The sequence below is a fragment of the Streptomyces sp. B8-7 genome, assembly GCF_058833805.1.
Genome location: NZ_JBYRRL010000002.1, coordinates 742,246 through 764,854 on the forward strand (window position 1 = coordinate 742,246; position 22,609 = coordinate 764,854).

Sequence of the window (22,609 nt, forward strand, 5' to 3'; positions counted from 1 at the left end):
CGTGGGCCGGTTCGTCGAGTGGTGTCGCTTTGGTGGGGCAAGCGGACTCAATGTGTGAGTCCTCCTTCTCAATGCCTTCTGGGGCTTCTGTCCGAATTAGTGTCTTCATTCCAACTCGCTCTGGAATAAAGAAACCTGGAGACGTGTCACGTGAGGAGCGTCATATCCGTGACGGTGAGTCGCCCGTCATGCTCACGTAATCAGTCAGCCTTTCAAGGGGATTCGGGGAACGCGGGGCGTCCGCATTGCACGCAGGGTGACCGTGAACCACCTGTAAGGATCAAGAACCGACGCTTCGCCTGGAACCTCTTGCTTGTCCGTTTGCGTCTTGGTCGCTTACGTTCCCAACCGATCCGGACGGACGCCTAATCCTGCCGCCGACCGGAGCCCGCGCAAACCCACCCGTGTACGGCAGGAGCGGGGGACCCACAGGTACAAACGCCTGTTCCGGTCTCCGGAACGGCTTGGGGTAAAGCCGCGCCCCGGCGCGGCCGGACATCTCCAGTCCGCACCCGACAGCTCACCTCGCAGGCGCCGGAGAGGAATCCCCCATGCCCGTGAAGGGTAAGCACCGCCGTCCCAAGGCCGCTCAGCGCCTCAGCCGTTCTCTCGTCGTCGCCGGCACCGGCAGCGCCGCACTCGCCCTCCCGCTGCTGGGCGCCGCGGTCGCCGTCGCCGCGCCCGGGCAGGCCGCTCCGCAGTCGGCCGTCCAGTCGGTGACCACGCAGACCAAGGCCGCCCAGAAGCCGGCCGCCGCCCAGAAGGCCACGCACCTCTACACCGTCAAGAGCGGCGACTGCCTGTCGAAGATCGCCGACGAGCACCACGTCCGCGGCGGCTGGCACAAGCTCTACCAGGACAACCGCGAGGCTGTCGGCGCCGACCCGTCGCTGATCCATCCGGGCCTGAAGCTCACCCTCGGCAAGAAGGCGGCCGCGGCCCACACCCCGGCCACCGCCCGGGCGCCGAAGCCCGCGACGTCCTCCGGCTCCTCGAAGTCCTCCGGCTCTACCGCGTCGTCCGGGGCCGCCAAGCCGTCCACCGCGTCGAAGTCGTCCGCGGCCGCGCCGAAGCCCGCCGCGGCCCCCGCGCAGGAGTCCTCCGCACAGCAGTCCTCCACGGACGCCGTGCAGACCGCCACCACCGCGGCGAGCGGCTACGCCGCCCCCGTCGCCGGTGCCGGTGTCGGCACCGCCTACCACGTGGCGGGCAGCATGTGGTCCAGCGGCTACCACACCGGTGTCGACCTCGTCGTGCCGACCGGTACCCCGCTGAAGGCCGTGGGCACGGGCACCGTGGTCTCCGCGGGCTGGGGCGGCGCGTACGGCAACCAGGTCGTCATCAGGCTGGCCGACGGCTACTACGCCCAGTACGCCCACCTGTCCTCGCTGTCCGTCTCGGCCGGCCAGAGCGTGGCCGCCGGTCAGCAGGTCGGCCTCTCCGGCGCGACCGGCAACGTCACCGGCCCGCACCTGCACTTCGAGATCCGGACCACCCCCGACTACGGCTCGGACGTGGACCCGGTCGCGTACCTCCGCTCGCACGGCGTGTCCCTCGGCTGACGCCCTGCACCCGCCGCCGAAGGCCGGACCCCGATCCCCGGGTCCGGCCTTCGGCGCACCCGAACACCCCCCGCGGGCCACCCGTATGCGGACCGCCCGCCGCGCGGACCGCCCGTGCGCGGACCCTATTCCGCAGATGCCAAGACTTGACCAGTGGTCTATCTCACCGCCCGTCAACCCCTGCCTACGGTCGCGTAGGTCACATTCGAGGGGGAATCATGGTCCGACGTGGCAGACGATGCGAAGAACGACAACAGATCAGTGATCGGGTCGTACGTGGCGGTGGGGGACAGCTTCACCGAAGGCGTCGGCGACCCGGGCCCCGACGGGGCGTTCGTCGGCTGGGCCGACCGGTTCGCGGTGCTGCTCGCCGACCGGCGGCCCGAGGGCGACTTCGACTACACCAACCTCGCCGTACGCGGCAAACTGCTGGACCAGATCGTGGCCGACCAGGTGCCGCGCGCCGCGGAACTCGCCCCGGACCTGGTCTCGTTCTGCGCGGGCGGCAACGACATCATCCGGCCCGGCACCGACCCCGACGACGTCGCCGAGCGGTTCGAGCGGGCCGTGGCCGCGCTGACCGAGCGGGCCGGCACGGTGCTGGTGACCACCGGCTTCGACACCCGGGGCGTCCCCCTCCTCAAGCACCTGCGCGGGAAGATCGCCACCTACAACGGGCACGTACGGGCGATCGCCGACCGGTACCGCTGCCCCGTGCTGGACCTGTGGTCGCTGAAGTCCGTACAGGACCGCAGGGCCTGGGACCACGACCGGCTGCACCTCTCGCCCGAGGGCCACACCCGGGTGGCGCTGCGCGCCGGGCAGGCCCTCGGCGTCGAGATCCCCGCGGACCCCGAGCAGCCCTGGCCCCCGCTGCCGCCCCGCGGCACCCTGGAGGTCCGTCGCGACGACGTCCACTGGGCCCGCGAGTACCTGGTCCCCTGGATCGGCCGCCGCCTGCGCGGTGAGTCCTCCGGCGACAACGTCACGGCCAAGGGCGCGCTGAGCCCCGACGACATCAGGCTCCGCATCGACGCCGTGGCCTGACAGCGGGCCGCGCAGGGGGGCCGCGCTGCGCGCAGGGGCGCGGGCCGCGCCGCAACGCCCGCGCTCCACCAGAGAGGTGACGGTGCGGGAGTGGTGCCGGACGACGGCACGGCCGCGGTGCTGGGATGACGGCGACACCCCCCGCCCACCGGAAGGACCCCCGCATGCCGCTCGCACGCACCCCCGCCGTGCTGTCCCGCGCCACCACCGCCCTGGCCCTCGCCCTGCTCGCCCTCGGCGCCCCGGCGCTCGCCGCTCCCGCCGCCCTCGCGCTGCCCGCGCCGGCCGCCGTCCAGGAGCCCGGCGTCGCGGCCGTCACCGTGACCGGTGAGGGAAGCGCCGCGACGGAACCCGACCTCGCCGTCGTCGGGGCCGGTGTCGAGGCGGTCGCCGCGACACCCCAGACGGCGCTGGACGCCCAGAGCAAGGCCGCCGCCGCGCTGCTGCGGGCGGCCAGGGAGCAGGGCGTCGCCGAACGCGACATGCGCACCGAGAGCGTGTCCCTCGCCCCGGTCTACGAGTACCAGGACGGCGCCTCCCGGCTGAAGGGCTACCAGGCCTCGCAGTCCTTCTTCCTGAAGGTGCGCCAGGTGGACCGCACCGGCGCGGTCCTCCAGGCGCTCACCGACGCCGCCGGCACCGCGGGCCGCATCCACTCCGTGTCCTTCGACGTGGCCGACCCGGGCCCGCTGCGCGCCCGGGCCCGCCAGGCGGCGTTCGAGGACGCGCGCGCCAAGGCCGAGCAGTACGCCCGGCTCGGCGGTCACCGGCTGGGCCGGCTGGTCTCGCTGACCGAGGACGCGATGAGCCCGCCGCGCCCCTCCCCGCCCGCCGCGGACGCCCCGCAGGGATCGGGCGCGGGCGTGCCCATCGTGCCCGGTGAGATCCGTGCCACGGCGACGGTCACGGCCGTGTACGAGCTGATCTGAGCCCGTGGCCCGCGGACCTGTGCGTCCCGGCCGGGCGGTCAGCGCCCGAGCGGCGCGGCCCGCGTCTCCCGGTCCAGTCCCAGTTCCCGCGCGAGCGCCTCGTCCACCCACCGCGCCGCCAGGGTCCGCGACACCGCGCCCGGGTAGGAGATCAGCTGGACGGCGAGGCCGTCGAGGAGCGCGGTCAGCCGCAGGGCGCTGGCGGCGGGGTCGGGGCAGTGGAACTCGCCCGCGGCGACGCCCTCGGCGATCACCTCGCCGAGCGCGGCCTTCCACTGCCGGTCCAGGTCGCGGCTGACCTGACGCAGGCCGGGATCGCGCAGAGCGGCGGCCCAGCCCTCGATCCACAGCCGCCAGCCCTTGGCCTGCCCGGTCGGCGCGTACCACCGCACGACGGCACGCAGCCGGCGCAGCGCGCTGGTGCGGCGGGCCAGCAGCCCGCGCAGGTGGGCCAGGTCGCCCTCGGCGGCGTGCGCGAACGCGGCGGCGACGAGCTTCTCCTTGGTGGAGAAGTGGTAGAGCACCAGCGCGTTGCTCACGCCGAGCGCCGAGGCGACGTCGGAGATCCGCACCGAGACCACGCCGCGTACCTCGATCTGCTCGATGGCGGCCCGCAGCAGTTCCTCGCGCCGCTCCTGAACGCCCAACCGCACTCTCGCCACGCGCTTCACCCTACACAGCGGCCCGGACGTGGGCAGACGCCTGCGCAGCGCCCCCGGCCGCCCCGCGGGCGCCGGCCACGCCCCCGTCCGGAGCAGGCCGCGAAGGCGCCGGCCCGGTCCCCGGGAGGCGGTGGCGTCCGTCAGCGGTACCACCCGAACTGCTCGGCGATCACCGGCAGCCGTTCGGCCACGATGGCGTGCGCGGCCGCCCTCGGGGTCGTCCCCCCGGCGTCCGCGCGCGTGAGCATCTCGTCGACCAGGGTCCGCATCGACCGGCGGATGCGGGCGAACGCCTCGTCGGGGTCCGCGCCGACGTCCCCGAACAGGGTCCACCACCACCAGGCGTTCGTGCCGGAGTTGGCCACCACGTCGGGCAGCACGCACACGCCGCGCGCGGCGAGCGGCTCCTCGGCGGCGGGGGCGACCGGCATGTTGGCGGCCTCCACGATCCAGCGGGCCGTGACGCGCTCGTGGTTCGTGCCGTCGATCGCGTACGACACCGCCGCCGGGACCAGGATCTCCGCGTCCGCGGACAGCCAGGCGTCGTCCGGCAGCTCGCGGTCGCCGGGGCGCAGCGCCGCCCGGTCCACGGTGCCGTGGGCGTCCCGCGCGGCGAGCAGCTCCTCCACGTCCAGGCCGGCCGGGTTGGCGACGGTGCCCTTGACGTCGGCGACCGCCACGACGGTCAGGCCGGCCCGTACCAGGAAGCGGGCGGTGGCGCCGCCCATCGTGCCGAAGCCCTGCACGGCGACCCGCGTGCCGGCGTACGGCGCGCCCGCCCGGTCCAGGGCCGCGAGCACGACCTCGGCGACCCCGCAGCCGCCCACCAGCTCGCCGAGCCCGATCCCGCCGACCCGCGCCGCGGACGCCTCGGCGAGCCGGGCCCGCGCCGACACCTCGTCGTCCAGCAGCGGGAACACGGCCTGGACCGGGGACACCAGGCCCGCCTCGGCGGCGGCCCGGTCCACGAGGTCCTGGGTGAGGCCGAGGTCCTCGCCGGTGGTCCAGCACTGCTCGACGTACGGCCGCATCGCCCGCAGGTAGCGGACCAGCAGCCCGTACGCCGCGGGGTCCCGCGGGTCGCAGTCGATGCCGCCCTTGGCGCCGCCCAGCGGGACGTACCGCCCCAGCGGGTCGTAGTGCAGCGCCTCCTTCATGGTCATGCCGCGGGCGAGTCCGGCGACCTCCTCCAGGGAGCAGCCCGGCCGCATCCGCAGACCGCCGCTGCACACCCCGCGCACCAGCCGGTCGACGACCAGGAACCCCTGCCGGCCGGTGACGTGATCGGTCCAGGTGAGGGAGAGCAGGGGGCTGGTCACGGAGGCTCCTCGGGGGCGGTGGCCGGGACGGGGCGGAGGGGCGCCCGGCGGACGTGGCCGCGCGGAGCAGGGCCGGCGCACGCCTGCGGGCCGGTCCCGGCACCCGGCGGACGGTCACGCAGCGTACTGAACCGGCGGTCAGTATCGAAACATGGCCCGAACCTGTCAACCCTGATACTTCCCGCCGGGCCCGTGCGGCCGGGCCCGAGCCGCGCCGTGCCTGTGGCGCCGTGCCTGTGGCGCCGGGCCTGTGCCGCCGTGCCCGGCACGCCCGAGCCCGGGCCGCCCGGGCCCGGCACGCCCGGGCCGGGCCCGTGTGCGCCCGGAGATTCCACGGCGGCGGCCCGGGGGCGCCCAGCCGGGCCGGTCCGGGCCGTCGGGCGCGGCGGACCATAATGGAAGGCCTCACCGACTCCACCTGGAGGTACCGTGGCCGGTTCCCGTTCCCTGAGCGCCGGACTCAGCGCGCTTCAGCCCGAGGCCTTCGGCGCGGATCCCAGCGGTGAGCGCATGGCGCGGATCCGCAGATCCCCGCACTTCGCGGACGGTGTCTTCCAGAACCCGGGCGGCCCGGCCCGCACCCGCCCCTCCGGCTCGGCCCTGGACTTCGCGAAGCTCTACTTCGACAAGGACGCCCGCACCCGCAGGGCGCCGCACGGGCGCATCCCCGTGCACGCCACGACCCTCGCCGACCTCGCCCGGCCGCCCGCCTCGGGGCTGCGCCTGACCTGGATGGGGCACTCCAGTGTGCTCGCCGAGATCGACGGCGCCCGGGTGCTCCTCGACCCCGTGTGGGGCCGGCGCTGCTCACCGTTCGCGTTCGTCGGGCCCAAGCGTCTGCACCCCGCACCGGTGCCGCTGACCGCGCTCGGCACGGTCGACGCCGTGGTGATCTCCCACGACCACTACGACCATCTGGACCTGCCCACGATCAAGGCGCTGGCCGGTACGGACACCGTGTTCGCGGTGCCCCTCGGGGTGGGCGCGCACCTGGAGCGCTGGGGGGTGTCCGCCGACCGGCTGCGCGAGCTGGACTGGCACGAGTCGACGCGCGTCGGCGGCCTCACCCTGACCGCGACCCCGGCCCGCCACTTCTGCGGCCGCGGCCTGCGCAACACCCAGCACACCCTGTGGGCCTCCTGGTCCGTCACCGGTGACGAGCACCGCGTCTACCACAGCGGCGACACCGGCTACTTCGAGGGCTTCCGTGACATCGGGGCCGCGCACGGCCCGTTCGACGCCACGATGATCCAGCTCGGCGCGTACAGCGAGTTCTGGCCGGACATCCACATGACGCCCGAGGAAGCCCTGCGCGCCCACGTGGACCTCCAGGCAGGCACCCCCGCGGGCGTCCTGCTCCCGATCCACTGGGGCACGTTCAACCTGGCCCCGCACCCGTGGGCGGAGCCCGCGGAATGGACCGCCTCCGCCGCCGAGGCGATCGGCCAGCCCGTGGCCTTTCCCGTCCCCGGCCGGCCCTTCGAGCCCGCCGGAGACCTGCCGACCGCGACGTGGTGGCGCTCCGTGGGCCACGTCCCCGCCGACCGGAAGTGGCCCGCCCCCGAACTCCCCGACGCCACCTCCCGCGACGGCCTGGACCTGGTGGGGGAGGGCTGATCCGAGGCGAGGACGAGCAGTCCCCGGCCGGCCGGGCGGTGCCCCCGGTACTCCGCGGCGGTGCCGGGACCCTGCCCCGGGGCCCCGTCCGGGCAGGGGCTCCTCGCCCCGTACATCCGGTGCCGCGGTCGACTCCGCGTTGTGCCGCGGCCTTTCGGGACGCGGCCGCCGGGTCCGGCCGGCGGACGCCCGTGCAGCCGGTTCCTCCCGCCCGGCCACGTTGACGGAGCCCGCTGCCGGGGCGACCGCGGCGGCGGTTGTCAGTGGCGGGATATAGCGTCATCGCATCAGTACGGCAGGACCGGGATCCCGGACACCCCTGTGCCGGTGTGTGCGCGGGCAGGTGTGTCCCGGGAGCGGAAGTGAAGGGCGGGGACTGGTGTGGGTTGGCTGACGGCGGGCGAGGGGTACGAAGTCGCCCTGGTGGGAGGCCGGGTGACGGCGCGGTCCACCTCGGGGCGGTCCGCGGGGCGGCAGTTGAAGTCGCTGCCCAAGGCGTTGCGGGGACACCCCGAGGTGGACCGGCTGCGGCGGTTCGCCGAATGGCTGGAACGGCACGCCGCAGGATGCCTGGCCCAGGTCGACCACTGGATGGTGTCGTCGCTGCCGGTGCCGACCGGCCTGCTGGCCCGGGTGTGGCCGGACGAGGCGTGGCAGGCGGCGCTGCGTGACCTGGTCGTGGTGGGCGACGACCCGGACGAGCCGGGGTTCCTGCGGGATGTCACCGACTCCGGTGAACTGCGGGTGGTCGACCTGGACGGCGAGACCGTGCGGATGGCGCCGCCGACCGTGCTGCTGCCGCACCCCGTACTCCTCCCCGACCTCGACGACCTGCGGGAGTTCGCCTCCGAACTGGGCGTGGTGCAGAAGGTCGAGCAGATCCACCGGGCCACCTGGAGCAGGCCCGGCGACCTCGCCGAGTGGAGCACCGAGGTCCGCGACCACGCCGGCGGGAGGTACGCCTCACGGTTCGGCCTGGCGGCGCGGGCCGCCTCCCTGGGCTACCGCGTCTCCGGCGGCAGCGCCACCTGCCCGGTCAGCGAGGGCGGGCGGGCCGTCGAGGCGGCGGTGTGGATCGGGGAGCCGTACTGGGACGACGAGACCGAGACCGGCGCGCTGAGCTGGAGCGACGCCGACGGCCGGACCCTGCGGCTGCGTGAGGTGGGGCCCGTGGCCTGGTCGGAGGGCATGCGGATGGCCGCGGCGCTGTACGCCGGCCGGATCATCGAGGAAGGCAAGGACGCATGAGCAACCACCCCGCGACGCAGCCGGACGCCACCGCCCCGGCGGCCTTCGACCCGGAGGAGCTGCTGGCCGCAGGCGCCGTGCTGCCGCCCGGCACCGAGGGCGCCGGCCCGCGGGCGGTGGAGCTCACCGCCCGCGCCTACCGGCACCCGGGACTCGACGACCGCACCGTGGTACGGCTGGTCCCCGGGCAGCTGGGAGCGGCCGAGGACCAGGTCGCCGGATTCCTCGGGATGCGCCCGCACGGGCAGCCGGAGGTCGTCGGCCTGGGCGCCGCGCAGGCGCTGGGCTTCCCGGAGTGGGTGCTGGTGCACCACCCGGAGGACGGGCACCGCGCGCTGGACCTCGTCCCGGAGCTGGAACGCGCCGCACAGCGGGCGAAGACCAAGCCGAAGGCGGCCCTGGACGCCTGCCGGAAGCTCGCCGACCGCCTGGCCGGGTCGGTCCCGCACTTCCTGCCCACGTTCTACGAGCAGGCCGGGCGGCTCTTCCTCGCCGTGGACAACGCCGGCTTCGCGGGCCGGATGTTCACCGCGGCCCGCAAGGCGGAGGCCGAGCACGGGCTCGCGGTCGACGAGGACCGACTGGACGCGGTCTTCCTGGAGTTCGCGCTCGCGGGCGCGCTGCCGGTGAAGGCGATGTCCGCCTACGCGAAGGACCTGGCGGCCCGCGTCCCCGCCGAGGAGGCGCTGCGGCGCTACGTCCGGCTGTGTGTCCGCCGCACCGCCGGCGGACTGCCGCCGTCGGCGCAGCTGGCGGCGGATGTGCGCCGGCTGGCGAAGGCGGTGTCCGGACCGGGGGCCGGTGAGGCCGAACAGGACTACGTGACACAGCTGCTGGGGCTGGCGGGCACCCTGCGGGCCGCGCACGGCTGGTGGAAGGCCCACCGGGCCGCGCTGGTGGCGCTCGCCCGGCGGGACCGGCGGGTGTGCGGCAGGCTGCTGGACAGCATGCCGCTCACCGACGACGACGGACTGGCCGTCCTCTGGCTGGAGATGCTGGAGGAGTCCGGGGCCGTCGCCGGGCTCTGCGACGACGACGCCCCCGCCGAACTGCGCCCCGCCGACGGCAGCGCCGGCTGGCTGGAGCGCTTCCTGGGGTTCCGGCGCCCGCCGTGGAACGGGCCCGACCGGATGCCGGAGCTGTACGCGCTGGTGGAGCGGATGGCCCCCCGGCTGCGACGGGAACTCGCCGAGCGCGGAACCCCGCTGCCGCCCACCGGCGACGTGGACCTCCTGGACCTGCTGCTGTCGCTGGACGTACCGGTGGCCGACCCGGGGAACACGGCGCTGCGCCTGGCCCAGTGGGCGCAGGGGGAGGGGCAGCGGGACCTGCTGGCGCTGGCGGCCGACCTCCGGTTCCGGCCCGCCTTCCGCCGGAGTGCCGACTCGTCCTTCGACAGCGAGGCCGGACGGCGCGCCGTACGGCTGCTGGCCGCCTCGCCCGGCGGGCGGCCGATGCTGACGGAGTGGGTGCGCCAGGTCGCCGAGCGGTCGACGGCCGCGGGCCTGCCCCGGCTCCCGGCGGCGCTCACCCGGCTGTCCGCGCTCCCGGGCGAGGCGCTGGCCCTCGCCCCCGACGAGGTGCGGCAGGCGGCCGCCCGCGGGCGGGTCGACGAACTGCTCGCCCGGACCCTGCGGGGCGGACTCTTCGACGAACTGAGCTGGCCCGCCTGGGAGGAGGCGGCCGCGGCCCTGGTCCGCAAGCAGGACGTCGACGACCTGATCGTCGCGGAGGCCTGGCCCCACCTGATCGTCGCCGGCCCCGCGCAGGCCCGCGTCCTCGGCCCCGAGGGCACGGTCCTCACCCACGACCTGCGGATACCGGCCGGGGACAGCTGGGGCGACCCCGGCTTCCACTTCGTGGACGGCGCCCTTCTCGTGCACTGGAGGTCCCGGGCGCTGGACGGCGCGCTGCGCGGCTACTGGCACACCGCCCCCGGCCGGCTGCTGGAACTGGAAGGCGCGGACCGCCCGCGGGGCACGCGGATGGACTACTACGACGGCATCACGAGGTTCAGCCTCCCGCTGCCCTCCGGCGGCCGCACAACCGGCGGCGGCGTGCTGCACGCCGGGGACAGCGTGCTGCCCGCCGAGCACCCGGTGATCAGCGACGGCACCGCGTACTGGGTGTGGAAGCCGGACACGGACGGTGCGGTGGGACGCGGCCGCGCGAGCGGCACCAGCTGGTACGCGTACGACCCGGCCACCGGCGAGCACGGGCGGCGCAGCATGCCCGGCTTCCTCGCCGACGCGCTGCGCACGGTCCCCGAGGGCAGCGTGCTGCGCACGGGCCGGCTGCTGCCCGCGACCGCCGGGGCCGCGACCGCCGGGGCCGCGGACGGCACAACCGCGACGGCCGGCGCCGTGACCGGCGGGACCACGCCCGCCGGGGCCGCCGCGTCGGCCGGTCTCCCCGGGACCCCGGCGTCCGGGAACGCCGAGCCCGGTGCCGCCGCGCCCGGGACTCGGGCCGGAGGCGGTCCGCTCGGCTGGCGGGAGGTGCGGCTGCCCGACGGCTCACAGCGCGGTGCCGACCCCGAGGGGCGGGCCGTCGCGGTGCCGGCCGGGCGCGGCAGGCCCGCCGCCGCCGTACTGTTCCCCGGCGACGACCGGCCGCGTGCCGTCACCCGAGGGAGCTACTCGGTCGGCCTGGTCGACCCCGACGGCGTGGTCACGGCCGTCGCCGACACCGACGACCCGCCCGGCCCCTTCGGCGCGGGCACCCCGATCCTGCCGCCCGTCGAGTACTGGCACTGCCTGCGGCCCCGCGACCCGGAGGGCTCGGCCGTGCTGCGCCGGGCCGACCGGGAGACGGCGGTGGCGCTGCTGAAGGCGGCCGCCGACCACGAGGGGGCGGGTCTGCACGCCGCGGTGCGCACCCTGCTTCCCGGGCTCACCCACGAGGCGCTGGTGGCCGGGGTCGCCGCCCTGGTGCGGTACGCCGCGGCACAGCAGACGGTGCTGGACGACGTGGCACAGCGGCTCGCCGGGGCCCTCGCCGTCACCCCCGAGCGGGAACCGGCGGGGCCGAGCGGCGACCTGTTCCAGCAGGCGCTCTCCGGACTCCTCGGAGAGGCCCACAGCTGGTACGGCGACGGCTCCTCCGACCGGGTGTTCCGCCGGCTGCGCGCCGTCGCCCGGCTCGCCCGCGAGGCGCGGGGCACGCAGGGCGCACCGGAGGCCGCCGGGGCCGACGGCCGGCCCGCCGCCCGGCTCCACGTCGACGGCCCGCCGCTGCTGGAGCGGGCCTGGCCGGACCTGCTGGCGGTCGCCGACCGGTGCGCCTCGGTCGCCTTCCGCGCCGCCGCCCCGACCACCGTCCCCGAGCACCGCAAGGCCCTGGTCACCCTGGTGCGGGAGCTGGACTCCGCCGGACTCGCCTCGGCCCTCGGACCCGCCGGGTGGCGCCGCCTCGAACTCCGTGTGGACGGGAGCCTGCTGACCCCGTACACCGGCAGGCGGCGGACCGGCAACTGGTCGGGCGTGCTGCCGCTGGACGGCGGTGCCCTCCTCGCCGTCGTGAACTGGTCGGGGACGCCCGAGGAGAACGAGGGCTTCGACCTCACCGCACTGCTGCACGACCCGTCCGGCCGCTTCGAGGTGCCCGCCCCGTACACCGTGCGGTCCTCGGAACCGGTCGGCGAGCCGGAGCGGGGCCCGGGGTGGGCGAGCGCCTTCCTCGCCGAGCTGGCCGAGCGCGGTCCGGCCCCCTGGCAGCCGGCGGCGGCCGAGGAGTTCGCCCGGCTCACCGGGGTGACCGCGGCGACCGCCCGGCTGGTGCTGGCGAGCCTGCCCGGTGTCGACGAGTACGGCCGCTCCTTCCTCTCGAAGGAGGCGCGGACCCTCCTCGGACTGAAGGTCGCGGACGCGACCGTGGCCAAGGACATGCTCCAGCGTCTCCGCGCCGGGCTCCGGCAGGCCGTCGTCTCGGCGCTGCTGCCCGCCGAGCCCGCACGTCTGTGGACCGAGGGCCCCGACGTCGCCGCCGCCGCGCGGGTGTGGAACGCCGGCCTGGGACGGCGTACCGCGATCCCCGAGGAACTGCTCGGCGACGCCGTCCGCACGGTACGGATCCCCTGGGAGCCCGCCGAAGCGCTGCCCGCCCTGCTCGACCCCGCCGCCGAACCCCGGCTCGCCCAGGACCTGCAGTGGCAGATCCGGGGCGACCGGGCCCGGCCGGCCGGCGGGGAGGCCTTCGGGTTCGACTCGCGTACCCTGCAGAGCACCGTGGCGCTGACCGCCTGGCTGGCCCACCGCCTCCCCGGGGGAGACCCGGTCCGCGCGGCACTCCCCGGCGCGCTGGCCGCGGTCCGGGAGCGGCTGGCCCATCCGGGACTGCTGCTGGACCTGGACCGCTACATCGACCTGCCGCGGTTCCGCGCGGCGGCCGGTGCCCCCACCGAGACCGGCGACGGATGGGAGCGCTACGGGGCGGTCGTGCTGGCCACCCACGACGACCAGCCCGCGCCCGCCATCCGCACCGCGGCGCTGGACGCCGTCGGAGGCGACCCGTACCTGCCCGCCCTGCGCACCGCGGAACAGACGCCGTTCCCCGCCGAGGCGGCGCTCCGGCTGGCGCTCGACCCCCGGTTCGAGGCGCTGCTCACGGGGCCCGGCGACCCGGTGGCTGGGGCCCGCGCGGAGGACGGCACGTGGTGGCCGCAGGACCCGGCCCGGTCCGTGCCCGAACTGGTCGGGGAGGCGGCCGGGGCGTACGGTCTCGGAGCGGACGCGGCCGCGCTGTACCTGATGCTGCTGGCGATGCCCGACCCGACCGACCGCAACACGGCGCGGTGGACCGGGTGGAGACCGGCCCGCCTCAAGGCCGCCCGGGCCGAACTGGCCGCGCACGGCGGGCTGGTGGTTCAGGCCAGGCGCACCAGGGCGGGGCGTTCGCTGTTCCTGCCGGGCGGCTGGACGGTCCTCAGAGCCCCGCGCACGCCACTGGAGCAGTGGAAACTCCCGCTCTACGGCGACCTGCTCTGCGGGGAGGAGACACCGCTGTACGTGGTCGTGCCGGTCGAACCGGCCGCGGAGCTGTACCGCAGGGCCTGGCAGCGGGTCCAGGACGGCGACGCGCCCCGCTTCGAGGAGCTGAGGGTGCCGCGCGGCGGACGCCGCTGAGCCGGCGAACGCCCGCCCGTCCACCCGCCACCCCCGACAGCCTGCCCGCGCACGGCCCGGACACACACCCTGGAGCACGAACCCATGACGCAGACCGCCGACCGGAGCACCCCCTCCGCGGCCACCCAGACCCAGCCCGCCGAGCAGCGGTACGCCGCCGAACTGGCCTTCCTCGCCGCCCACGACGACGGCCCCCGCCCCCCGGGCTGGGCGCTGACCCCGCGTGCCGTGGTCACCTTCGTCTGCGGCAGCGACGGCGAACCCCTCGCCCTGGCCGGTGAACCGCCCGCCCAACTGCCCGCGAAGCTGGAGATAACCCGCAAGTTCGTCGGGGAACGCGCCCTGGTGGAGCGGTGCGTGGTCACCCTCGCCGGGGAGCGCGGACTGCTGCTCGTGGGCGAGCCCGGCACCGCCAAGTCGATGCTGTCCGAGCTGCTCGCCGCGGCCGTCTGCGGCACCAGCGCGCTGACCGTCCAGGGCACGGCGGGCACCACCGAGGACGCCTTCCGCTACGGCTGGAACTACGCCCTGCTGCTCGCCCAGGGACCGACGCCACAGGCGCTCGTCGACTCCCCGGTGCTCACCGCCATGCGCACCGGAAGGGTGGCCCGGATCGAGGAGGTCACCCGCTGCCTGCCCGAGGTGCAGGACGCCCTGGTGTCGATCCTGTCGGACCGGCGGCTGAGCGTGCCCGAACTCGCCGGTGCCGGGGCGGGCGACGGCCTGGTGCCCGCCGCGCCCGGCTTCACCGTGATCGCCACGGCCAACCTGCGCGACCGAGGGGTCTCGGAGATGTCGGCCGCGCTCAAACGGCGTTTCAACTTCGAGACCGTGCACCCCATCGCCGACGCCGACGCCGAGACCGCGCTGGTACGCCGCCAGGCGACGGCCGCGGTGCAGCGCGCCGGAGCCGCCTTCGGCGTGGACGACGCCGTCCTGGACGCGCTGGTCACCGTCTTCCGGGACCTGCGGGCCGGCCGCTCGGACGAGGGCTGGGACGTGGAGCGGCCCGGCACGGTGATGTCCACCGCCGAGGCGGTGCAGGTGGCCGCCTCCCTCGGCGTGGCCTCGGCCTACCTGCCCGTCGGGGACGCCCTCGATCTGATGCCCGGTCATCTCCTGGGCGTCGTCCGCAAGGACGACCCCGCCGACCACGGCAGACTGCTGGGCTACTGGGACGGGCCGGTCCGCCGCCGGGCGGAGAGCGGCTCCGCCCTCTGGCGCCGCCTCTGGGACCTGCGGGAGAACCTGCGGTGACCGGACAGCACGGCATCACAGCGGCTCGGGCCGCCGGGGACCGGCCGCCCGGCCTCCCCGACCGCCCACAGCCGGGCCCGTACCGGGACGACACCGGGCCCCGGGACTCCGTGGCCGCGCTCGCCGGATCGGCCACCCCGTACCTGCTGGGTGTACGTCACCACAGTCCCGCCCTGGCGGCGGCCGTGCCGGACCTGCTGGACGCCTGCGGCGCGGAGACGGTCTGCGTGGAGCTGCCGGCCGAGTTCCAGCCGTGGCTGCCCCACCTCGCCGACCCGGCCACCCGGGCGCCGGTGGCGCTCGCCGGCGCCGTCGAAGGGCGGCTCGGCTTCTACCCGTTCGCCGACTTCTCGCCCGAGCTGGCCGCCGTCCGCTGGGCCCGGGAACGCGGAGCCGAGGTCGTGTGCTGCGACCTCCCGCTCGCCGACCCGGTCCGCTCCGGGGCCGGCGCGGCCCGGCCCGCGGCAGCCGGGGTCCGCGGCCCCGCGACCGCCTTCACCGAAGGGCTCACCGCCGCGGGCACGGGCCGGGACGGCGACGACCTGTGGGACCGGGCCGTGGAGGTCCTCGCCCCCGGCTGCCCGCCCGACGCGGTGCGCAGGGCGGCGCTCGGCGTCGGCTGGGCGCTGCGCCGGGACGCCGAGGCCGGGAGCGGCGTGGCACCCGTGGACCTGGCCCGTGAGGCGCACATGCGCCGGGCCGTCGCCCGCGCGGCCGCGGCCGGCCGGAGGGTCGCCGCCGTGGTCGGCGCCTTCCACGCTCCCGCCCTGCTCGGCGCGGCATCCGCCCCTTCTGCTTCTGCGACCGCCCCGTCTGTGCCGGGGGGTTCGGCTTCGGCGGGTTCCGTGTCGGTCCGGTCTGTGCCGGGGGGTTCGGCTTCGGCGGGTTCTGTGTCGGTCCGGTCTGTGCCGGGGGGTTCGGCTTCGGCGGGTTCTGTGTCGGTCCCGTCTGTGCCGGGGGGTTCGGCTTCCGCGGGTTCCGTGCCCGGCCCGTCCGTGCCTGCGGGTTCCGTTCCCGCCGGTTCCGTGCCCGCCCGTGCCGGGTCCTCCCCCTCCGAGCCGCCGTCCGGGCTCGCGGAATCGGACGGCCCCGTGGCGCCGTCCGATTCCGCGACCGGTCGTGCCCAGGCGTCCGGGGGTACGGTCACCTCGCTCGTTCCCTACACGTTCGCGCTGCTCGACGCCCGTTCCGGATATCCCGCGGGCATCCGCGACCCCCGGTGGCAGCAGGCCGTGTTCGAAGCCGGAGGGGACCCGGAGCGGGTGCACGACGCCGCGGCCCGCGCGGTCACCGGCCTCTGCCGTGAACTGCGTGCCGCGGGGCACACCGCCGGCACCGGTGAGGCCGCCGAGACCCTGCGCCTCGCCTGCGACCTCGCCCGGCTGCGCGGGCTGCCCGCCCCCGGCCGCGGCGAGCTGCTGGAGGCGGTGACGACCGTGCTCGGGCAGGGCGAACCCCTCGGCCGGGGCCGCGCTCTGGCCCGGGCCCTGGAGGCGGTCCTGGTCGGCTCCGACCGGGGCAGCACCGCGCCCGGCACACCGCGCTCCGGGCTCGGCCCGTCCGTGGAGGCCGAACTCGCCGCACTGCGCCTGCCGTGCCCGGACCGGCCCGATGCCCGCGAGGTCCGGCTCGACCCGCTCCGCTCGACACCCGACCGGCGTCGCGAGACCCTGCTGCGGCGGCTTCAGGCCTGCGGCGTGGACTACGGCCATCCGCTCGACGTCGCCGGCACCGGTGACGCGGCCGCGCTCACCAGCCGGTGGCGGCTGTCCTGGACCCCGTCCGTCGCCGCGCTGCTCGACCTCGCGGGCGTACGGGGCGTCACCGCCGCCCAGGCCGCGGCCGGTACGCTCCGCGAGACCTTCCGCCGGGAGACCGCCGACGGCGGCGCCACCAGCACGCAGATCCTTGCCGCGCTGGGCGCCGCGGCCCGGTGCGACCTCCCGGACCTGGTCGCCGACCGGCTCGCCGACGCGGCCGCCGTGCTGCCCGCCTCCGCCACCCTCCCCGAACTCCTGGAAGGCCTGGACCTGCTGGAGGCACTGCGGCGCCGGCACCTGCCCGGTACGACGCCCGGGAGCCGGGAGCAGGCGGGTGAACTGGCCACCGCCCTGCTGGAGACGGCCGTCCGATCGCTGCCCGGGCTCGCGGGCAGCGACGAGCAGGAGGACGCCGCCGCTCTGGTGGCGTTCGCCGCGCGGGCCGGTGAGCACCGCCTCGGCCTGCGGCTGGACGACGTGCTGGGCGACCTGGCCGCCGCCGGCGCTCCGCTCGTCCAGGGCGCCGCCCTGGCCTCCCGGGTCCTGCTCGACCTCGACACGCCCGGCACCCTCGGCACCCGTGCCGCGGGCTGGGTCGACGGCGCTACGGCCCCGGACGGCCGCCGCCGGCTGGCCCGGCTGCTCACCGGCCTGCTCACGGCCGCGGCCCCGCTGCTCCAGTCGGCCCCCGCCGCGCTCGATCCGCTGCTGGACCGTATCGGCACGCTGGGCGACCGGGAGTTCCTGGACCGCCTGCCCGCCCTGCGCGGAGGCTTCGACGCCCTCACCCCGGCCGGCCGCGACCGGGTGCTGCGTGCCGTCACCGACCGGCTCGGCGACCGGCCCGACCTCGCCCTGGACACCCCGCCGGAACTCCTCGCCCTGTGGACCGCGGCGGACGCCGAGGGACGGACGGCCCTGCACGGGCTGAGCCTGCCCGTCCCCGGCGGCGACCCGGCGGCCCAGGGCGGCTCCCCGGCAGCGGGAGGCGACGGGCGGCCGGCCGGGGGCGCCCCGCCCACATCCGGCGGCACAGCACCGACGGCGGGGGCCGTCGTGTCCTCCCCCGGGGGACCGGGGACGCCCTGCGCCGACGACACACCCGCGCACGGCATCGTGCCCGGGGCCGTCACCCACGGCGAGTCCGCAGCCGGGCCCGCGGCCGAGAACGCAGCCGAGAACGCAGTCGAGAACGCAACCGGGTCCGCAACCGGGTCCGCGGCGGTGCCCGTGAACGACGCGGCCGCCGCCCCCGGCGGCGCCCCGGCGCCCCGTCTGGCCCCCACCGACCGGTGGCGCCTGCTCCTCGGCCGGGAGACCGACCGGCTCCCCGACGGCGCCCGCGGCTTCGCACAGGCCCTCGACGAGCTGTACGGCCACGGCAGCGGCGAGGGCGCCACCGACTACGCGCAGGGCAGCGGCGGCGGCCGGGAGGCGTCCTTCCCCACCGCGCGCGAGTGGGCCGAGGAACTCCGGGCCCTGTTCGGCGCGGAGATCCGGGAGGAGGTCCTGGCCGGCGCCGCCGCGCAGGGCCGCACCGATGTCCTCACCGAGCTCGACCCCGCCACCGTACGCCCCTCCGTCGAACTGCTGACCTCGGTGCTGTCCCTGGCCGGCGGCCTGCCCGAACAGAAACTGGCCCGACTGCGCCCGCTGGTGCGCCGCCTGGTCGACGAACTCGCCAGGGAACTCGCCACCCGTGTCCGGCCCGCGCTCACCGGACTCGCCAGACCGCGGCCCACCCGCCGGCCCGGCGGACGGCTGGACCTGCCCCGCACCCTGCGCGCCAACCTGGCCCACACCCGCCGCCTCGGCGACGGCCGGACCGTCGTCGTGCCGGAGCGGCCGGTGTTCAGCACCCGTTCGCGGGGGGAGGCGGACTGGCGGCTGATCCTGGTCGTCGACGTGTCCGGCTCGATGGAGGCGTCCGTGGTCTGGTCCGCGCTGACCGCTGCCGTGCTGGGCGGCGTACCCACCCTCTCCACCCACTTCCTCGCCTTCTCCACCCAGGTGCTCGACCTCACCGACCGGGTGGACGACCCGCTGTCCCTGCTGCTGGAGGTACGGGTCGGCGGCGGCACCCACATCGCGGCGGGACTCGCGCACGCACGCTCGCTGGTGACCGTGCCGAGCCGCACCCTGGTGGCCGTGGTCAGCGACTTCGAGGAGGGCGGTCCGCTCGGCGGACTGCTCGGCGAGGTCCGCGCCCTGGCGGCGTCCGGCGTCCACCTGATGGGCTGCGCCGCACTGGACGACGCCGGAACGCCGCGCTACTCGGTGTCCGTCGCCCGGCAGCTCGTCGCGGCCGGGATGCCGGTCGCCGCTCTCAGCCCGCTCGCCCTCGCCCGCTGGGTGGGCGACCGCCTCCGTGGAGAACCCCGTTGACACAGCTCCCCAGCGCCCGGACCGCCCAGACCCCGCCGGCCGGTCCGGGTGCGCCCGTCCCGCTTCCGCCGGCGGCACCGGACGTGGTGGCGGCCGCCGTGGAAGGTCTCACCTCACGGCTCCGCAAGAGGCTGGACGAAGCGGTCGAGCGGTACGCCGCGGCGCCGGTCACCGCGGCGGACGGCATGCTGCGCGTCGACTGCGGCGCGGACGCCGAGGTCACACTGGATCCGGGACCCTCCGGCACGGTCACCCTGGCCGAGCAGGCGCGCTGCACCTGCCTGCTCGCCCCGCGCTGCCTGCACCGGGCGGCCGTCCTCGGAGCCTGCCCCCTCGCCGGCCCGGAGCCGGAGCCCCCCGAGGCGGGGGAGGGGCCCTTGCCCGCGGGCGGGGCGGCCGAGACCCCGAGGACGCGGCCGGCCGGCGCCCGGGCTCGTCCGTCCGCGTCCCGCGCCACTCCCGGCGCCCCCTCCGCTGCCGCGGCGTCCCCGACGGACGGCGCCCCACCCGGCCTTCCCGCCGCGCCCGTTCCGGCCCGGCCCGCCCCCGCCCCGCTCACGTCCGCCCAGGTGTCGGCGGCGGCGGGGCTGTGGACGGCGGCCGCGGCCGTGCTCGCGCCCGGCCTGCCCGCCGTGGGCGCCGTACCGCAGGCGGAACTGCTCCGTGCCGCCCACACCGCACGGCTGGCCGGGCTCGTGCGGGCGGAGGCCGCGGCCCTGCGGGTGATCCGCGGCCTGCGGGCCGCCCGCGCCCGTCACGACGGCCACCGGCTGTCCGACCTCACCTCGGCGCTGTGCGACCTGCTCCGTACGGCGGGCCTCCTCGCCGCCGGGAACGCCGACCCGGCCCTGGTCGGCGCCGTCCGCCGCGACTACCGGCCGGGAGGCGGCCTGCGGGTGCACGGCGTGTTCCGGGAACCGGTGGTCAGCGCGACCGGGTACGGCGGGGTGGCGACCCATCTGCTCGGGGAGGACGGGCGCTGGTACACCGTCGCCGACGTCAGGCCGGGCGGCCCGTCGCGGGCCCGTGGAGCGGGAACCGCCGCCGTCGCACTCGGCGGGGGCGCGCTCGACCACCGCCGACTCGCCCGCGGGGGGCTGCTGATAGCGGGGGCGACCGTCTCCCCGGACGGCCGGCTCGGCTCCGGCCGCGGGGTGCGGGCCACCCCGCTGCCCGGCCTGCCGTGGTCCGAGGGGCCGCTCGGCGCCCTGTTCGCCCGCCCGGTCTCCGAGTCGGCCGCGGAACGGCTGTCCGCGGCGCCGTGGGAGGACCCGGAGGCGGCGGAGCGCGCCGCCCGTGAGCCGGTCGGCTGCGATGTGGTCATCACCGGTGCGGACGGGGACCAGGTGCTCGCCCGCGTCCTGCCTCCCGCCGGGACGGCCGCACCGCCGGTGGCGACGGTGGCGACGGTTCCTGCCGACGCGCCGGCCGGAACCGCGTCCGCCGGCGGTTTTGGCCCCGGGGCCGGAACCCGCGCGGCCTGGGCCGGGGCCCTCGCCGTCGGCTCCCCGGCGCCCCCGGCCGGCCTGTCGATCCGTCTGGTGGCCGCCGACGGCCGTCCCGACCTCGCCCACACGGCCAACCTCCGCCGGCTCGCGTCCCGTCCCGGGCTGCGGCTGCGCGTGCTCGGACGCATCGACACCGGACGGGCCGCCACCCTGCGCCCGTTGGCGGTCGGCCCGGTGCCCGGTACCCGGGCGACCCTCCGGCTGCCCCCGGACTGGCACGGACACGCGGACCTCGGCTACGACCGGCTGCTGGGCTCGCACCTCCCGCCGCCCGAGGCGCTCGGACCTGTGCCCGCCGTGCCGTCCGGGCCCGACCCGCTGGCCGACTCGCCGCTGTGGCAGGCCCGGCATCTGGTGGAGCTGGCCGTGGCCGGAGGGCGCAGGACCGTCGCCGAGCACGTCCGCGGCGACGGGCGCGCCACGCCGCCCGGCTCCGGGTTCGCACGGTTGCGGCGTGCGGGCTTCCACACGGCCGCCGACCTGGCCGCCGGGCTCGCCGCGGAGGCCGGGAGGCGGGACCGGGACGTCTTCGGCCGGCCGGCCGACCCCGACCCCGGCCGGTACGCGCGGGCCTGGCTGGCCGCCGCCGTCCACCTGGAGGCCACCGAACGCGCGCTGATCCGCGCCACCTGGCAGGTCTCCCACCCCGGTGCGGCCGTGTCCGGCCGCTGACCGCGGTGCGGAGGCCGCTCCGGCCCGCCCGTGCGGAGCCGCGGAGCCCCGCGCCGGGCGGTGCGCGGGGTGGCCGGAGCCGGGGTGGAGGCGCGGCGGGGGGCGGCGGAGGGGTGGCGGACCTCCGCCGCCCCCTGCCTCCCGGGTCTCGGGCGTGCGTTCAGTGCGACGGCCCCGTCGCGGGCCCGGTCGCCCTCGTGCCCGGCGGGGTCCGTGCGAAGTGCCGGGCCGAGGGGACGAGCGCCGCCGCCGCCGGGACGAGGAAGCACGCCGCGGCGCACGCGCCGAGCACGGCCGTGACCCCCAGCAGGCCGATGGCGGGGGCGATCAGCGCGAGCCCGACCGGGGCCAGGCCGTAGGACACGAGGAAGTCCAGCGAGGAGACGCGGGCCAGTGCACCGGGGGCCACCTCGCGCTGGGTCGCCGTGAACCAGGGCACGTTGAACAGTTCGATGCCCAGGCCGGCCACGGCGTACGCGGCCACGACCACCACGGGCGGGGACACGGGAAGCATCAGGCTCAGCGGGGCCACTCCGTACGCGGCGAGTCCGGCCAGCGCCGCCCAGCCCTGGGAGCGCGGCCGCCACCGGGCGACGACCAGGGCCCCGACGAGCGCGCCCACGGTGTACGCGGTCACGGCCGCCGCCAGGACCCACTCGGTGCCGTAGCGGTCCCGGCTGATCAGGGGCAGGGCCACGCTGGTGGCGGAGTAGCCCAGGGCGACGACGGCGGCGAGGGCGGCCAGTCCGGCGAGGAACCAGGGGTGGCGGCGCGCCTCCCGTATGCCCTCCAGGAACTCGGCGCGGAACCCGGCGCGTTCGGAGACGGTTCCGCGGGCGGCCCCGGGGACCGGTTCGGGGGCCGGCGCCGAGCGGGAGGACGCCGCGGCACCGCCGGGCACGAGCGCGGCGGCCAGCCACAGCAGGCCGATGCCGAGCAGCAGGGCCGGGACGTCCACGACGGTCGCCAGCAGCGCGGTCAGGGCGGGGCCGGCGAGGGTGGCGGAGCGCACGGCCAGGGTCATGGCGGCGTTGGCCTGCCGGCGGCGCTCCGGATCGACGGTCTCCGCGGTGAGTGCCTGGAACGCCGGGCGGCAGGCACCCTGTCCGGCGCCCGCGAGCACGGCGGCGGCCGTCATCAGCAGCAGCGAGCGGCCGAGCCCGAGGGCGAGCAGAGGCGCGGAGACGGCCGCCGTGAGGGCGGACCACCGGACGACGGCGCGGCGGGAGTGGCGGTCGGCCAGGACACCGCCGACCGCCACGGCGAGCAGGAATCCCGCGGTGCGGGCGGCGAGGGCCAGGCCGAGCCCGGCGGCTCCGAGGTCGCGGTGGAGCACGGCGAGCCCGAGGACGAAGGGCAGCGCCCAGGTGGCCAGGCCCGAGGCGGTGGTGCCCGCCCACAGACGCAGGAAGGCGGGCTCGCGCAGCACCGAACGTGCGGGCGGTGGGGCGGACTCGGCCGCGAGGGGAGTGGGTGTGGTGGCCATGTGCGACTGCTCCTCGGCAGCGGGGGGCGGCGCC

12 protein-coding genes and 1 riboswitch are annotated in these 22,609 nt (G+C 77.0%); of the genes, 9 read left to right on the top strand and 3 right to left on the bottom strand.

Annotated features, from left to right (window positions below):
• The first annotated feature begins 389 nt into the window (after positions 1-389).
• A riboswitch (cyclic di-AMP (ydaO/yuaA leader) is annotated at positions 390-547 on the top strand.
• Positions 548-551: 4 nt separating this feature from the next.
• The 3 genes from AC5K6T_RS11955 (at position 552) to AC5K6T_RS11965 (ending at position 3,538) form a co-directional block, all read left to right on the top strand.
• The gene (locus AC5K6T_RS11955) at positions 552-1,562 is read left to right on the top strand and encodes a M23 family metallopeptidase (protein WP_493208294.1); all 1,011 of its coding nucleotides are present in this window, start codon (positions 552-554) and stop codon (positions 1,560-1,562) included.
• 261 nt (positions 1,563-1,823) lie between these two features.
• Positions 1,824-2,609, top strand: a complete 786-nt coding sequence (locus AC5K6T_RS11960) for an SGNH/GDSL hydrolase family protein (RefSeq protein WP_493209312.1) — start codon at positions 1,824-1,826, stop codon at positions 2,607-2,609.
• Between the two features lie 164 nt (positions 2,610-2,773).
• A complete protein-coding gene (locus tag AC5K6T_RS11965) occupies positions 2,774-3,538 on the top strand; it encodes an SIMPL domain-containing protein (protein WP_493208295.1) in 765 nt (254 codons plus the stop codon).
• 38 nt (positions 3,539-3,576) lie between these two features.
• On the opposite strand, the gene AC5K6T_RS11970 is transcribed toward AC5K6T_RS11965, so the two are convergent.
• Complete coding sequence (locus AC5K6T_RS11970) at positions 3,577-4,200, bottom strand: TetR family transcriptional regulator C-terminal domain-containing protein (protein ID WP_493208296.1); 624 nt, start codon at positions 4,198-4,200, stop codon at positions 3,577-3,579.
• A gap of 140 nt (positions 4,201-4,340) precedes the next feature.
• A complete protein-coding gene (locus AC5K6T_RS11975) occupies positions 4,341-5,519 on the bottom strand; it encodes a glutamate dehydrogenase (protein WP_493208298.1) in 1,179 nt (392 codons plus the stop codon).
• Between the two features lie 429 nt (positions 5,520-5,948).
• Between AC5K6T_RS11975 and AC5K6T_RS11980 the strand changes: the two genes are divergently transcribed.
• The 6 genes from AC5K6T_RS11980 to AC5K6T_RS12005 all read left to right on the top strand — a co-directional run bounded on the left by AC5K6T_RS11980 (position 5,949) and on the right by AC5K6T_RS12005 (position 21,089).
• Positions 5,949-7,136 (top strand): MBL fold metallo-hydrolase, encoded by a 1,188-nt coding sequence (locus AC5K6T_RS11980; RefSeq protein WP_493208300.1) that lies wholly within the window; start codon positions 5,949-5,951, stop codon positions 7,134-7,136.
• A gap of 381 nt (positions 7,137-7,517) precedes the next feature.
• Positions 7,518-8,384: a DUF4132 domain-containing protein gene (locus AC5K6T_RS11985; RefSeq protein WP_493208302.1), complete on the top strand. Its 867-nt coding sequence runs from the start codon at positions 7,518-7,520 to the stop codon at positions 8,382-8,384.
• Positions 8,381-13,507, top strand: coding sequence for a DNA-binding protein (locus AC5K6T_RS11990; protein WP_493208303.1), 5,127 nt, complete (start codon positions 8,381-8,383; stop codon positions 13,505-13,507). Before AC5K6T_RS11985 ends, AC5K6T_RS11990 begins: the two co-directional genes overlap by 4 nt.
• An 84-nt stretch (positions 13,508-13,591) precedes the next feature.
• The gene (locus tag AC5K6T_RS11995; RefSeq protein ID WP_493208305.1) at positions 13,592-14,764 is read left to right on the top strand and encodes an ATP-binding protein; all 1,173 of its coding nucleotides are present in this window, start codon (positions 13,592-13,594) and stop codon (positions 14,762-14,764) included.
• Between the two features lie 110 nt (positions 14,765-14,874).
• Positions 14,875-18,909, top strand: coding sequence for a DUF5682 family protein (locus AC5K6T_RS12000; protein WP_493209314.1), 4,035 nt, complete (start codon positions 14,875-14,877; stop codon positions 18,907-18,909).
• Positions 18,910-18,992: 83 nt separating this feature from the next.
• Positions 18,993-21,089: a hypothetical protein gene (locus AC5K6T_RS12005; RefSeq protein ID WP_493209316.1), complete on the top strand. Its 2,097-nt coding sequence runs from the start codon at positions 18,993-18,995 to the stop codon at positions 21,087-21,089.
• 160 nt (positions 21,090-21,249) lie between these two features.
• Here the strand turns inward: AC5K6T_RS12005 and AC5K6T_RS12010 are convergent, their stop codons facing one another.
• Positions 21,250-22,575: an MFS transporter gene (locus AC5K6T_RS12010; RefSeq protein ID WP_493208307.1), complete on the bottom strand. Its 1,326-nt coding sequence runs from the start codon at positions 22,573-22,575 to the stop codon at positions 21,250-21,252.
• Positions 22,576-22,609: the final 34 nt, after the last annotated feature.